The organism is Myxococcus sp. CA033 (assembly GCF_013336625.1).
Taxonomy (GTDB): domain Bacteria; phylum Myxococcota; class Myxococcia; order Myxococcales; family Myxococcaceae; genus Myxococcus; species Myxococcus llanfairpwllgwyngyllgogerychwyrndrobwllllantysiliogogogochensis.
Genome location: NZ_JABUMU010000029.1, coordinates 40114 through 52880, shown reverse-complemented (window position 1 = coordinate 52880; position 12767 = coordinate 40114). Strand labels below are relative to the sequence as shown.

At 70.2% G+C, this 12767-nt stretch carries 14 protein-coding genes; 6 read left to right on the top strand and 8 right to left on the bottom strand.

Annotation, left to right across the window (positions count from 1 at the left end; all coding sequences use genetic code 11):
* Positions 1–148 precede the first annotated feature (148 nt).
* The 3 genes from HUA78_RS39940 (at position 149) to HUA78_RS39930 (ending at position 1772) form a co-directional block, all read left to right on the top strand.
* Positions 149–655, top strand: a complete 507-nt coding sequence (locus HUA78_RS39940; RefSeq protein WP_141645309.1) for a MarR family winged helix-turn-helix transcriptional regulator — start codon at positions 149–151, stop codon at positions 653–655.
* A gap of 81 nt (positions 656–736) precedes the next feature.
* Positions 737–1315 (top strand): TetR/AcrR family transcriptional regulator, encoded by a 579-nt coding sequence (locus HUA78_RS39935; protein WP_174458631.1) that lies wholly within the window; start codon positions 737–739, stop codon positions 1313–1315.
* 28 nt (positions 1316–1343) lie between these two features.
* Entirely contained in the window at positions 1344–1772 is a 429-nt protein-coding gene (locus tag HUA78_RS39930) for an EVE domain-containing protein (RefSeq protein WP_141645307.1), read from the top strand.
* On the opposite strand, the gene HUA78_RS39925 is transcribed toward HUA78_RS39930, so the two are convergent.
* The 4 genes from HUA78_RS39925 to HUA78_RS39910 are packed head-to-tail and all read right to left on the bottom strand — an operon-like array spanning position 1735 to position 5050.
* A complete protein-coding gene (locus HUA78_RS39925; protein ID WP_254624159.1) occupies positions 1735–3240 on the bottom strand; it encodes an amino acid permease in 1506 nt (501 codons plus the stop codon). The two genes, HUA78_RS39930 and HUA78_RS39925, sit on opposite strands and share 38 nt — an antisense overlap.
* Before the next feature lie 51 nt (positions 3241–3291).
* A complete protein-coding gene (locus HUA78_RS39920; protein ID WP_174478604.1) occupies positions 3292–3876 on the bottom strand; it encodes a periplasmic heavy metal sensor in 585 nt (194 codons plus the stop codon).
* Positions 3873–4499 (bottom strand): hypothetical protein, encoded by a 627-nt coding sequence (locus tag HUA78_RS39915; RefSeq protein ID WP_174478603.1) that lies wholly within the window; start codon positions 4497–4499, stop codon positions 3873–3875. Before HUA78_RS39915 ends, HUA78_RS39920 begins: the two co-directional genes overlap by 4 nt.
* Positions 4496–5050 carry an RNA polymerase sigma factor gene (locus HUA78_RS39910; RefSeq protein ID WP_141645304.1) on the bottom strand — a complete coding sequence of 185 codons (555 nt, stop codon included), beginning with the start codon at positions 5048–5050 and terminating at the stop codon, positions 4496–4498. Before HUA78_RS39910 ends, HUA78_RS39915 begins: the two co-directional genes overlap by 4 nt.
* A 71-nt stretch (positions 5051–5121) precedes the next feature.
* On the opposite strand from HUA78_RS39910, the gene HUA78_RS39905 reads away from it, so the two are divergent.
* The 3 genes from HUA78_RS39905 to pheA are packed head-to-tail and all read left to right on the top strand — an operon-like array spanning position 5122 to position 7536.
* Positions 5122–5583, top strand: a complete 462-nt coding sequence (locus tag HUA78_RS39905) for a GNAT family N-acetyltransferase (RefSeq protein WP_174458629.1) — start codon at positions 5122–5124, stop codon at positions 5581–5583.
* Positions 5580–6719, top strand: coding sequence for a bifunctional chorismate mutase/prephenate dehydratase (locus HUA78_RS39900; RefSeq protein ID WP_141645302.1), 1140 nt, complete (start codon positions 5580–5582; stop codon positions 6717–6719). Before HUA78_RS39905 ends, HUA78_RS39900 begins: the two co-directional genes overlap by 4 nt.
* Positions 6712–7536, top strand: coding sequence for a prephenate dehydratase (gene pheA, locus HUA78_RS39895; RefSeq protein WP_174458628.1), 825 nt, complete (start codon positions 6712–6714; stop codon positions 7534–7536). Before HUA78_RS39900 ends, pheA begins: the two co-directional genes overlap by 8 nt.
* 4 nt (positions 7537–7540) lie before the next feature.
* On the opposite strand, the gene HUA78_RS39890 is transcribed toward pheA, so the two are convergent.
* The 4 genes from HUA78_RS39890 to HUA78_RS39875 all read right to left on the bottom strand — a co-directional run bounded on the left by HUA78_RS39890 (position 7541) and on the right by HUA78_RS39875 (position 12590).
* On the bottom strand, positions 7541–8659 hold the full coding sequence (locus HUA78_RS39890; protein ID WP_141645300.1) for a 3-deoxy-7-phosphoheptulonate synthase: 1119 nt from the start codon (positions 8657–8659) through the stop codon (positions 7541–7543).
* A gap of 171 nt (positions 8660–8830) precedes the next feature.
* Positions 8831–9397 carry a tetratricopeptide repeat protein gene (locus tag HUA78_RS39885; RefSeq protein WP_141645299.1) on the bottom strand — a complete coding sequence of 189 codons (567 nt, stop codon included), beginning with the start codon at positions 9395–9397 and terminating at the stop codon, positions 8831–8833.
* 146 nt (positions 9398–9543) lie between these two features.
* A complete protein-coding gene (locus tag HUA78_RS39880) occupies positions 9544–11781 on the bottom strand; it encodes a caspase family protein (protein ID WP_174478602.1) in 2238 nt (745 codons plus the stop codon).
* Positions 11781–12590, bottom strand: a complete 810-nt coding sequence (locus tag HUA78_RS39875) for an ActD protein (RefSeq protein WP_174478630.1) — start codon at positions 12588–12590, stop codon at positions 11781–11783. The genes HUA78_RS39880 and HUA78_RS39875 overlap by 1 nt, the downstream gene beginning before the upstream one ends.
* Between the last annotated feature and the right edge of the window lie 177 nt (positions 12591–12767).

Sequence of the window (12767 nt, the reverse complement as noted above, 5' to 3'; positions counted from 1 at the left end):
GTTCCCTCTCGAAATAGGCGGCGGTTGGTAACGGCTGGGGGGGGCCCCTCGCCAGCCCGGTGTTCGGCGCTCCCGGTCGCCCCGTCCGTCACGGCGTGGTCAGCCCACATTGCGGAGTATCCGTGATGTGGTGTATTTCTCGCCGGGCATGGTCCGGACGAAGAAGGGCGCGAAGAAGGCGACACCCTCCCCGCTCAAGTGCACCCCCGCGCAGCGCGAGCTGGGGGCCAGCCTTCTGCAAAAGCTGATGAGCTTCAACCGGGCACGGGCCGTCCTCCGGGACCCCATCAGCCAGCTCTGCCAGGAAGAGGACCTCAGCTCGCCCCAGTTCCACGTGATTCTCTGGCTGGGCTACGACGGGCCCCTGCACACCGGTGAGCTTTCGCGGCTCGCGGACATCAATGACAAGAGCATCACCGGCGTGGTGGACCGGCTGGAGCACCGGGGCCTGGTCGCACGAACCCGGCATCCCGACGACCGGCGCACCGTGGTCAACACGCTCACGGCGGCGGGCCGTGCGCTCTACGCCGAAATCGCGAACCGCATCGAGACGGGCCTGGGCTTCTTCATCGGAACCATGGACCCGCTGGAGCAGGAAATCACCTTCAGGCTCGCGGACCGCCTCCTCACGCTCATGAGCAGCGGCTCGAAGTAGGTCGGCCCTGGGGGTGGCATCGAAGTCACCCGCGACGCACAGCCGTTTGCAGTCCTCACCCTCGAGACCCCGAACAAGACCATGAGCACCGAGCACCGCACCGCCATCCTCGCCGCCGCCACGGAGAGCTTCGCCCGGCTCGGCTTCTCCGCCTCCTCGCTGGAGGACATCGCCCGGCGCGCGGGCCTGGAGCCGGGGCGCGTCCACGGCCACTTCGAGAGCAAGGAGGCCTTGTTCGCGGTGGTGGTGAGGCAGGTCTGGTGTGATGCCTTCGCGCGGATAGAGCAGGCAGTCGCGCGAGCGCCCACCCCGGAGACCAAGGTGGCGGCCTTCGTGGAGACCCGACAGGAGCAGGTCGAGCGCATCCTCCAGGAGCTGCACGTGTCCTCGGAGGCCCTGCTCGACGTCCTGCCCCGCCTGGACCCGCTGCTCACGGACCTGTGGGAGCAGGAGGTCGCCCTGCTCGAGTCCGCGCTGACCGGGGGAAACACCGGGGGTGGGTCCACGTTCCACGACCCGAAGGGCGTGGCGCTCGCCCTGGCCTCGGGGCTCCGGTCCGTCGAGCGCACCCTGCTGGAGGTGCGGGTGACGACGGGGAGCGTGGACGACTCGAGCACATCGCCCGGGAGTCCCGGCGCACCGTCGCGTTGGCTGCACTAGCGGCCGTGCTGCTCTATGGTGCGCCGCCATGGCGAACCCCCAGTACTGGCTCATCAAGAGCGAGCCGTCGGTCTACGCGTACGCGCAGCTCGAGAAGGACAAGCAGACGGAGTGGACGGGCATCCGCAGCTTCGAGGCGCGCAACAACCTGCGGGCGATGAAGCCCGGCGACCTCTGCCTCTACTACCACTCCAATGAAGGCAAGGCCGTGGTCGGCATTGCGAAGGTGCTCACCTCCGCGGGTCCCGACTCCACGGCGCCCGACGAGGACTGGGCCTCCGTGAAGGTGGCGGCCCTCCTCCCCTTCAAGCAGGCCGTGGACCTGGCCACCGTCAAGGCCACCGCCACGCTGAAGGACTTCCCGCTCATCACCCGCAGCCGGCTCAGCGTGGCCTCCGTCACCGCCGAGCACTTCAAGCTCATCCTGAAGATGGGGAAGACGGCGCTGCCGAAGTAGCCCTGGACGCGGGAGGCCTCAGCAGCGTCACCTGGGGCCCCGTGAAGGTGTGGCGCTGGAAGAAGCCCCAGTAGAGCCCCAGCAGCACCAGCGCGCCGGCGAACGTGTAGCCGGCGAGCTGGTTGGGCGGCAGCACGAACAGCACCATCACCACCGCGCTCCACGTCAGCGCCACGCCGTTGACCCACGGCGACGCGCGGCCCAGGTCCCACGGCCCCCGGTGGGACCACGTGCCGGCGCGGCGGGCGCGCAAGCCCACCCAGACGGGCAAGGCGTAGGACGCGTAGAGCGCCAGCGTGCTCAGCGCCACCATGGCCGCGTACGCCTCCGCCCACAGCGCGACCAGTCCCGAGCCCGCCACGGACACCCAGACCGCCACGGCGGGACTCCGGAAGCGCGGCGACACCTGGGCCAGCCACTTCGACGCGGGCAGCCCGTTGTCGCGCGCGAAGGCGAACAGCATGCGCGAGTTGGACGTCACCGAGGACAGTCCACAGAACCACATGGCGCCAATGGCCACCCACACCAGCGCGCCCCCGAGCGAGGGGCCCAGCGCCTGCGTCAGCACGTACAGGAACGGGTTGGCCGCGGCGGCCGTCGTCGGCAGGTCCTGGATGGCCAGTGTCACCGCGCCCAGGAGCAGGTAGCCCGCCACGGCGCTGACGGCCACGGACAGGAAGATGCCCCAGGGGGCGTTGCGCGTGGGGTCTCGCGTCTCCTCGGAGATGTGCGCGCTGGCGTCGTAGCCGGTGAAGGTCCACTGCGCCTGCAAGAGGCCGATGAGGAATCCGTAGGCGTACCACGGCGTCTCCGAGCTGAAGCGCGTGAGCAGGAAGGCCGCGTCCTGCTTCGGAGCGAACAACGCGAGCGCGCCGATGAGCACCGCGACGCCCGCGACGTGGTACCAGGCGGAGAAGTCATTGAGCCACGCGACGACGCGCACGCCTACGTGGTTCAACACCGCGTGGGACAGGAGGATGGCCGCGTAGAGGGGCAGGACCGAGGCGCGCTCGCGAGGCCAACCGAGCATGTCCGCGAGGAACTCGGCCAGGCCGTAGTCGATGCCCGCGGTGATTGCGAACTGGCCCAGCGTGTTGAGCCACGCGGTGAAGAAGCCCACCCGGGGGCCGCCCAGCATCGCGGCCCAGTGGTAGAGCGCGCCCGCGGTGGGGAACGACGACGCGAGCTGCGCGAGGCTCGCCGCCACCGCCAGCGTCATCACCGCGACCAGGGGCCAGCCCACGCCCATGACGAAGGGCCCGCCGAAGCGCAGCCCGTGGCCGTAGAGCGTCACCGCTCCGGTGAGGATGGAGATGATGGAGAAGGAGACGGCGAAGTTGGAGAAGCCGCCCATGCCGCGCAAGAGCTGCTGCGCATACCCCAGTCGCTGGAGCTGGGCGGCATCCTCCTCCAGCTGACGCTCATGGTCCGGAAGGTTGGCCATGACGCCCAGGATACGCGGGCCCATCCGCGACACCTTGGAGGGGCAGGTCGAATGGGCCCGCGTCTGTCCGGAACGCTACGGCTTGCGCGGCGGCGGGGGACTTCCGGCCTCACCGTCACCCGGAGGACCCTTGCGAATCTCGATGCGCTTCTGGATGCGCACCGTGCCCAGCTCCGCCTCCAGCTTGCGCCACAGCTCGGGGCCGAGGAGCTTCTTGATGCGGACCATCAACCCCAGGCGGTTGCGGCGCACCGCCGTCTCCGCGCGGCCCACCTCGTCCACCTGCTTGAGCACGGCGTTCTCGTCGGTGGAGTCCGCGCTCAACAGGCGCTCCAGTTGGAGCTGCGCCCGCTTCAGGTCCGCCTCCAGCGGGATGATGGACTCGTTGGCATCGAACGTCAGCTCCTGCACCTGCTTGGCCACCTCGCGCGGCACGCCGAGCTTCTCCACCAGGTGCGGGGGAATGCCGTGAGCCGCGGCGGGGAACTGTCCCGGAGGAAGCGCGCCTCCGCCGGGCCCCACGTGGTGAATCATGGTGCCCGCGGGCCCCTGGCGGTGGAGGACGAAGTCATCCTCCGGCTGGGCCAGGGCGGACATGGGCGACAGCAGCAGCGGGGCCAGCGCGGCCGTGAGCAGCGTGGCAACGGGTGTCTTCTTCATGGCAACGACTCCTGTGGATTGAGTGGGAGGACCGCCGTTCGGAACGGCGGGTTTTCCAGCGCGCGGGAATCAGGGGGACGCAGCCACGCGGCCATCGTCCCGAAAGGTTTGTAGGTGTCGTCGCGGAACACCACGTCTCGGCGCGAGTAACCGCGCACCTCCGTGACGAGCCACGACAACGAGCCGCGTTCGGCGCGAACGGCCCGGGCCACGGAGTCCAGGTCGACGTCGTCGGCCCCCTCGGCGCGACGCAGGCCCAGCTCGGGATGCGGCGCGGTGCCAGACTCGTCGGGCAATTCAACCCGCGCCTCGTGGAGCGCGGGAGCCCCTGGTGAGGAAGGCGCCTCAAGGCCCGACAGCCACGTCACCAGACCGACACAGAAGGAGGCGACGACCCCGGCGACGGCGCGACGGCGCACCTTGCGGCGACGCACTTCCCGCAGCACGGCCTCGCGAGGCACGGGGGCCAGGGGCGGCGGCTGGGGCAGGCGCAGCCCGGACGCCGAGGCATGCACGGCGGCCAGCGTGCGACAGTCCTCACAGCCCTCCAGGTGGACCCGCGCTTCCGGAGGCCACGGTGGCGAGGACTCCAGGAGGGCGGTGGCCACGTCGTGGCATCTCATGGCGTGTCTCCTTCCAGGGCCTGTTCGGCCTTGAGCTTCTTGAGTGCGCGATACAAGTGGATGCGGACGGTGCCCCGGCCAATGCCCATCGCCTCCGCGACGGCGTCCAGCTCCAAACCTTCCAGGTAGCGCAGGGTGAAGGCCGTGGACTGCTGCGCGGGGAGCGCTCGCACCGCGCGGCCCAACGCCCGCCACCGCTCGGCGCCGACGAAACGCTCCTCCGGAGAGAGGTCCAGCGGCGTCCCCCAGTCCAGGGCTTCACGCAGCACGTTCCACACGCGCCGCCGCCGCAGATGCCCCATGGCCCGTGACACCAGGATGCGGCGCAGCCAGGCGGGCCCGGCCTTCGCGTCCCTCAGCAAATGACGCTTCTCGTAGGCATCAGCCAGGGCGGCCTGCACCAGGTCCCTCGCCTCCTCCCCATCCCACACCAACCGCCGAGCCAGCCGCAGCAACACGCCCTGCTCCGCCTCCAGGAGCGCGTCGAAATCCAACGCGGCCACGGCGCGCGCTGGGCTTCCAGGCTCCTCCAGGATGGCGGTACCCTTCACGGTGAAACGACCTCCTCGTCGGCTTCCACGGAATGAGGACGCACGAGGTCGGAAACCGGCATACTCGAATCGTGAGCTCATCAGAAATCCGCCGGATTCCAGCCGACGAGACCCGCGGGCTGCGCCGCGCCGTCCTCCGCCCCCACCAGCCTCCCGAGGCCGTCGTCTATCCAGGGGATGACGACAAGGACACCCTCCATCTGGGCCTGTATGCGGAAGGCCGCCTGCTCGGAGTGGCCTCCCTGTACCGGGAGCCGCCACCTTACGCGCTGAAGGCCATCACCGCCTGGCGCCTGCGGGGCATGGCCGTGGAGCAGGGACGACAGGGACAGGGCCTGGGCGCGGCCCTGCTGAAGGCCTGCATGGAGCACGCCGTGACACAGAAGGGCACGCAGTTGTGGTGCAACGCGCGGTCGACGGCCTCGGGCTTCTATCGGTCGCTGGGCTTCGTGCAGCATGGAGACGCGTTCGAGCTGCCGGGCATCGGACCGCACCACCTCATGTCCCGGAACCTGGCGGAGTCCGCGCGATGACGTCGCCGCTGGACCTGGACGCGCTGCGGACCGCCATCGAGAACATCGACGAGGAGATCCTCGACGCGCTCCGCCGCCGCATGGACCTGGCCGATGACGTGGCCCGCTCCAAGCTGGCCACGGCCGCGCCGTTCAGGGACCAGCGTCGCGAGGACCTCCTGCTGCGCCGCATCCGCACCCGCGCCGCCGAGCACGGCCTGGACCCGCACGAGGTGGAGCGCTTCTGGCGGTTGGTCATCGACATGTCCGTCGCGCGCCAGCAGGCGCTCGTCACCCGGCTGGACACCACGCCGCTGCGCGTGGGGTATCCGGGTGTCGAAGGCTCGTACAGCCACCTGGCCGCGCGTCGCCGTTATACGGGCCGCGCCGGGGGCGTGCTGCTCACCGGGTTCGACCACTCGCGCGACCTGGTGGAGGCGCTGCGTCGCGGGGAGATGGACCTGGCGCTGCTGCCGATTGAAAACACCACCGCCGGCAGCATGAACGAGACGTATGACCTGCTCGCCGAGGGCGGCGTGGTCATCACCGCGGAGCTGGTGAGCCAGGTGGACCATCGGCTGCTGGGCCTGCCGGGCGCGAAGCTGGAGGGTCTGCGCGAGGTGATTTCCCATCCGCAGGCCCTGGCCCAGTGCGAGGCGTTCCTGCGTGAGAAGTTGCCGTGGGCGCGCGCGGTGCCGGACGCGGACACGGGGGGCGCGGCGCAGAAGGTGCGTGAGCGCAACGACGCCACCGTCGCCGCCATCGCCAGCGAGACGGCCGCGCAGCGCTTCGGCCTGGAGGTGCTCGCGCGGGAGCTGCAGCCTGAGTTCGACTACACGCGCTTCGTGGAGGTGGGCCGCGAGGCCACGCCGCTGGCCCCGGGCGTGCCGTGCAAGACGTCGCTGCTGATGGTGCTGGAGCACAAGCCGGGCACGCTGGGGGAGATGCTCCAGCGGCTCACCCTGCGCGGCGTCAATCTGAGCAAGCTGGAGTCGCGTCCCATTCCGGGCAGCCCGTGGCAGTACCGCTTCTACGTGGACGTGGAGGGCCATGCGGCCTCCGCGCCGCTGACGGCCGCGCTGGAGGACATCCGGCCGCTGACCTCCTTCCTGCGCGTGCTGGGAACGTATGGCCGCGCCGAGGGGAGCCATGGCTGAGCAGTCCAGGCGCCGCGTCGGCTTCCAGGGAGAGCACGGCGCGTATGGAGAAGAGGCGCTGCGCGCGCTCTACGGACCGGACGTGGAGGCCATCCCCTGCCCCACCTTCCGCGCCGTCTTCGAGGCGGTGGCGGAGGGCCGCGTGGAGGCAGGCGTGCTCCCCGTGGAGAGTTCGCTGGGCGGGCCCGTGGTGGAGAACGTGGACCTGCTGCTGGAGCATGACCTGCAGATCTCCAGCGAGCTGTCGCTGCGCATCCACCACTGCCTCGTCGCGCCGCCGGGCCTCGTGCTGGAGGACGTCGAGCGGGCCCTGTCACATCCCCAGGCACTGGCGCAGTGCGCGGGCTACCTGCGACGGCGCGGCATCCAGCCCGTGGCGGAGGCCAACACCGCCGTCGCCGCGCGCAAGGTCGCCGAGCAGGCCCCGCCGCGCACGGCCGCCATCGCCAGCCGCGTCTCCGCGGAGCTGTACGGACTGACGGTGCTGGAAGAAGGCGTGGAGGACTCGCCCGACAACCACACGCGCTTCGTCACGGTGGGCGTCGCGCCGCCGCGCGCGTGGAAGCGGCGCAAGACGGCGCTGGCCTTCACCGTCCAGAACGAGCCCGGCGCGCTGTACCGCGTGCTGGGGGCCTTCTCCGGACGGGGACTGGAAGTGTCCCGCCTGGAGTCCCGGCCCCAGCGCCGCGCGTGGGAGTACGTGTGGTGCCTGGACGTGGACGGCGCGCTGGAGGACCCGCGGGTGCGTGAAGCGGTGGAGGCCGCACAGGCGGCCTGCATCACCCTACGGGTCCTCGGCAGCTACGGCGTGGCCTGAGCCGCTACGCCGGGATGAGCTGGCTGCCGTCGCCGTTCTTCACGACGGACAGGTACGCCTCGCGGACGATCTGCGTGTAGCGCTGGAGCGACGCGAGCTGCTCCAGTCGCAGCGCCTGCGGGCCGTCGCACAGGGCCGCTTCCGGGTGCGGGTGGAAGTCCACCAGCACCATGGACGCGCCCGCGATGAGGCCCTGGCCAATGGAGTGGAAGATGTCCGGCAGGCCGTCCGGCGGCGCGTCCGCGCGGCCAATGGCGTGCGACGGATCCACGCACACGGGCATGCGTGTGAGCCGGCGCACCACCGGCACGTGGGCGAAGTCCACCATGTTGCGGTGCGGGTCACCCAGGTGCGTCTTCACGCCGCGGAGGCAGAAGACAATCTTGGGGTTGCCCTCGCTCGCGATGTACTCGCACGCGTTGAGGGACTCCTCCAACGTAATCCCCATGCCGCGCTTGAAGAGCACGGGGAAGACGCGCTGCTGGCCAATGGACTTGAGCAGTTCGAAGTTCTGCGCGTTGCGCGTGCCCACCTGGAGCATGACGCCCGTGGCGTTGCCCGAGCGCTCCAGCGCGTCGCGAATCTCGTCGATGTGCCGGGGGTGCGTCACCTCCATGGCGACGACCTTGATGCCGTGCTTGCCCGCGGACTCGAACACCCACGGAAGGCACGCGGCACCCAGCCCCTGGAACTCGTACGGGTTGGTGCGCGGCTTGTACGCCCCCATGCGCGTGGTGCGGATGTCGCAGCGCGCGAGCGCCGCCATCATCGAATCCACGTTCTCCTTCGTGTCCACCGCGCACAGGCCGGCGAACAACTGCACCGAGCGCTCGTCGAACGTCACGCCGTTGTAGTCGAAGCCCGTGGACGCCCGCTGGCCCTTGTGCCGGCCGATGACGCGGTACTTCTGCGAGACGCGCACCACCTGCCGCACGCCCGGAATCTGCTCGAAGACCTCCGTGGGAATCTGCGCTGTGGGGCCCAGCAGGTACACCTCCGTCACGGTGTACTCCGCGCCCTCCATGACGTGAGGCCGAGGCGTCACGCCCTTGTACTGAGAGGCGGCTTGGAGGACGGCGGACACCACGGACTCGGGGGAGTCCGGCTCGAGCATGACAATCATCTTCTGGATTCTCCGGGCAGTGTTTTCGTATTAATCTGGAATTGTAGCGCGGAATGCCCGCGCGGATGGGTAACATCGGGAGCGGGGCAATGCGTCCACGAAGGGCGTCATCCCTTCGAGGACGGGGATGAGCGCGCGTCAGGGCGCGCGGCCCCCTGTTCCGTCGCTCGCTCAGCCCCCCACGGGCCGCAGGCGCAGGGCGAGCTGGGCGTAGTGGTCTCGCTGGGCGGTGTCGCCCAGGTGCTCCCACACGTCGGACAGGGCCTTGGCGGCCTCGACGTAGGCGGGAGACAGCTCCAGGGCCAGCTCGAAGGTGTGGCGGGCCTGCCGGTAGCGCGCCTTGTCCGGGCGCCGAGGGCCCCGGGTGAGCAGCGCGTTGCCCCGCTCATAGACCTCGATGGCGGAGGCCTCGCGGTAGCCAGGGTCCGCGTTGAGCTGGATGGCGCGCTCCATCAACTGCGCGGCGGCCTCCGGCTCCCCCAGCTCCAACTGACAGAGGGCGGCGTCGCGATGCGGGTCCGCGGCGGACGGGTCCACGTCGATGGCGCGCTCGAAGCAGCGCAGGGCTTCTTCGGTGCGGCCCAGCCGTGCGAGCGAGGAGCCCCGCGCGGTGAGGGCCGGGAAGTGCTTGGGGTCCACGGCGAGGACCTTGTCGAAGGCGGAGATCGCGGCTTCGTGTTGGCCGGTCATCGAGAGCTTGGCGCCCTCGTTGAATGCCGCGAACAGCAACTTGGACATCGTGCCCCCAGGGCAAGGATTGCCCGGCCATCCAACGGCCGTTCGGCCAGCCTCTCACCGGTAAGCACCGGCTGGAAAGGCGTTCTGGGGGGCTTCGATTTCGTCCGGCTGATGGGAGCCATCCGCTCCACTCCGGACACCGTCCATCAGAGACGCAGACCTACCTGGACTCCAGGCCAGAACAGGACGTCCCGGTCGGAGGTCTTGGAGAACTGGCTGAGCGACGTCACGGGTTCACCGTCCGTGGTGTGCATGACGTTGAAGGTAGGGCCGGCGATGATGGCGAAGCGGGAGGCCAACTGGAAGCCCGCCATCAGCCGGGCCTGGTGCAGCAGCCGGTTCCCATCGAACGCACCACCCCACTCGTGGATGTTGTTCGTCACCACGTCCACGTCGAAGAAGAAGCGCTCGGTCAGCGGCACGTGGCCGCCGATGCCCACACCCGTCGTCCAGTGGCTGGGGCCGCGCGCGTTCGCCGTGGAGCCCATGCCGACGACGAGCGTGGTGTACAGGTAGCGGCTGCCGACCTTGAGCGCGACGTTGGCGTAGTTGACGTCGCTGCCGTACGCCTCGACGTGGAACTGGCCGTTGCTCACGATGTTCAAGAGGCCCACCGGGACGCCGGACTCCAGGTCCTTCACCACGTTGATGAGGCCCAACTGCACGCCGTTCATCTTCCCCGCGACGTTGATGAGGCCCAGCTGCATGCCGTCCACGTCACCGCCCATGTTGATGAGCGACAGCTGCGCGCCGCGCGCCGAATCGGCCCAGTTCATGCCCACCGACATCTGCACGCCGGACATCTTGCCGCGCACCATGCTCAGGCCCACCGCGGCCTGGTAGCCCTCGAAATCGCCATCCACCCAGCTGGAACCCACCGCCATCTGCGTGCCGGACATCGACGTGCTGGACACGTTGGCGCCCACCGCGAGCTGGCCCAGCGTTCCGCCCTGCCGCGCGACGTTGACGCCCACCGCGAGCTGCATACCGCCCACCGGCCCACTGGCCCAGTTGCCGCCCACGGCGAGCTGCATGCCGTCCACCTCGCCGCGCACCACGTTGCCACCGATGGCCGTCTGCACGCCGCGGATGGAGTCCGAGTTCCAGTTCGCCCCCAGCGCCATCGCGAAGCCATCCAGCCGTCCCAGGCTCGCCACGCCCAGCGACACGGAGAGGGCGTTGTCCACCTCGCCATTCGCGCCGAAGAGGTCGTTGGTCTGGAGCTTCGGAGCAAGCCCCAGGTTCAGGAAGCGGTAGGTGTGCCCCGCGCGGTCCACCGGAGTCACCATCGGCTGAGAGCCCGCGCCCGCGACGGGAGCGCCGCCGCGCATCGCGGTCAGCTCGCCCGCCATCGGCACGAAGGCGGTGTCGGCGAGCACCGTGCGCCCGCCCTCCCCCACCACCAGCGCGGCCTGGGAGCTGGCGCCGCGCGACTCGCGCATCACCGTGTAGCGACCGGGCTGCAGGCCCAGCTCCGTGGCGCGGCCCGCCAGCTTGTTGAGCTCCACCACCAGACGCCCGGGCTCGTCACGGACGTACAGCCGTCCCTCGACGCCCTCGCCCATCACCAGCACGGCCGACGTGGTGCGCAGGTCCGTCATCACCAGCTCGCCCGTGCCGGCCAGCTCGATGTCATAGGCGGGGTGCTGGGCGCCGGCGCGCGTGCGCTCGGTGCGCGCGAGCGTCTCATGGAAGGCGAACTGGTAGGCCTCGTGGAGCGTGACGCGCCCGTCGCCCGTGGAGTCGGCGGCGCCGCGCAGGCCGGACACCAGGTTGTGCGTGAAGAACGAGCCGCCGATGCGGTCGGACTCCTGCGACACCTCGTCCTCGGAGGAGGACGTGAGGATGGCGTGGCCGCGCACGGCGGAGGACGTGTCGACGAGGAAGGCGGGACGGCGCACGCCGCCCTTCTGACGCGCCAGCGTGCCGGAGGCGCACGAGTCGAGGATGGCGATGCGCACGTCGGCGGGGAGCTGCTCCAGCGCCTGACGCAGCTCGCGGTAGCCGAAGCGGTCCTTGTGCAGCAGCAGGCCCTCTTCGTCCGAGTGGCCCGAGTAGTAGATGAGCGCCTCGGTGCGAGCCCCCGGGGCCTTCGCCGCGCCGACCATGGCCTTGAAGCGCGCCAGCGCCTGCTCCAGCGCCGCGCGGTCTCCTTCCAGCATCATCAGCCGGTCTTGAGGCAACACTCCGCCCAGCTCCTCCAGCACGTTGCCGAAGGAGCTCGCGTCGGTGACGGCGTAGCGGAGCCGGGCACGGCCAGGGCCTCCATCGTTGACGCCCACCAGCAGCGCGAAGCGACGGACGGCGACGGGCGCGGGCGTGGCGGGAGCCGCCATGGCCAGCGTGGGAAGCAACAGGGACAGGAACAGGAGCGACCGCGGCATCACGGCACTTTCTCCAACGTGAAGGATGTCTGGGCCAGGGTACCCGGAAGCGGGAGCGGCCGGATGCTCGCCTCGGTGGGGTGACGGGCCAGCAGGCGCGCGGCCTCCAGCACGGACCCCACGTCCAGCGGCGAATCCGAGGTGACGAGGAAGAAGCGCTCGAAACCCGGTGCGTCATCGAGTTCGTAGGAATGCGTCAAGGACACCGCGTCTCCCGACTGAAGCTTCGTGGGCCCCACCAGGGTGGTGGGGTGATGCAGCGTCACAGCGCCTCGTCCGTCCACGGAGACCACCACGCCATGGCGATGGCCCCCGGAAATGTAGCTGAGCTGGAGCAGATCTCCGGTGCGGGCGGGCGTGTGGTCCGACAGCAGCTCCGGCGCTCCCGCGTCCTGCCGATACACCAGCAACCGGGCATCGCCCTTGATGCCCACCGTCTCGAGCAGCTCGACGCGCACGGGCAGCAGCGAAGGCGACTCCACCACGTCCTGCTGCGCGGACAGGAACAGCAGCACCAGGGACGCGGCCACCGGCATGCTCAGGGACCACCCGTGCCAGCCCTGGCGCTCCGGCTGCGGAGCGGCGTTCGCCTGGAGCTGGGCGGTGCGGAGGCGACGGGCCACTTCCCGGCTCACGGACTCGGGGGGGTGACGGGCCAGCGTCTCGCGCGAGTCCGACTCCAGCCGGGCGAGCCGCGCGGCCCCGTGGGATTCCTGCTCCAGCTTGGCGCGGGCGGCGGCGAGCGCGTCCGAGGGCAGTTCACCCAGGGCGATTCGCTCCAGCAGCCAGTCAGGGGTGCACAGGGCCATACTCACGAAGCCTCCAGCGCGGTCAGCGCGGCCCTCCATCCAGGCCACCTCCGCGTCCTCCGTTCCCTGGAACACCATGGCGTCGTGGATCTGTCACCCGCCATCGCCGGGTGGCGCAAACAAACGACACGTCACGGGCTCGACCTGAAGCGACAGGCCGGGTGCGGGGATGTGCGC

Bases quoted from the DNA above. Each gene is read 5' to 3' on its own strand.
- HUA78_RS39940 (WP_141645309.1), top strand. From the start codon at position 149: ATGGTCCGGACGAAGAAGGGCGCGAAGAAGGCGACACCCTCCCCGCTC.
- HUA78_RS39935 (WP_174458631.1), top strand. From the start codon at position 737: ATGAGCACCGAGCACCGCACCGCCATCCTCGCCGCCGCCACGGAGAGC.
- HUA78_RS39930 (WP_141645307.1), top strand. From the start codon at position 1,344: ATGGCGAACCCCCAGTACTGGCTCATCAAGAGCGAGCCGTCGGTCTAC.
- HUA78_RS39925 (WP_254624159.1), bottom strand. From the start codon at position 3,240: ATGGGCCCGCGTATCCTGGGCGTCATGGCCAACCTTCCGGACCATGAG.
- HUA78_RS39920 (WP_174478604.1), bottom strand. From the start codon at position 3,876: ATGAAGAAGACACCCGTTGCCACGCTGCTCACGGCCGCGCTGGCCCCG.
- HUA78_RS39915 (WP_174478603.1), bottom strand. From the start codon at position 4,499: ATGAGATGCCACGACGTGGCCACCGCCCTCCTGGAGTCCTCGCCACCG.
- HUA78_RS39900 (WP_141645302.1), top strand. From the start codon at position 5,580: ATGACGTCGCCGCTGGACCTGGACGCGCTGCGGACCGCCATCGAGAAC.
- pheA (WP_174458628.1), top strand. From the start codon at position 6,712: ATGGCTGAGCAGTCCAGGCGCCGCGTCGGCTTCCAGGGAGAGCACGGC.
- HUA78_RS39890 (WP_141645300.1), bottom strand. From the start codon at position 8,659: ATGATTGTCATGCTCGAGCCGGACTCCCCCGAGTCCGTGGTGTCCGCC.
- HUA78_RS39885 (WP_141645299.1), bottom strand. From the start codon at position 9,397: ATGTCCAAGTTGCTGTTCGCGGCATTCAACGAGGGCGCCAAGCTCTCG.
- HUA78_RS39880 (WP_174478602.1), bottom strand. From the start codon at position 11,781: ATGCCGCGGTCGCTCCTGTTCCTGTCCCTGTTGCTTCCCACGCTGGCC.
- HUA78_RS39875 (WP_174478630.1), bottom strand. From the start codon at position 12,590: ATGGCCCTGTGCACCCCTGACTGGCTGCTGGAGCGAATCGCCCTGGGT.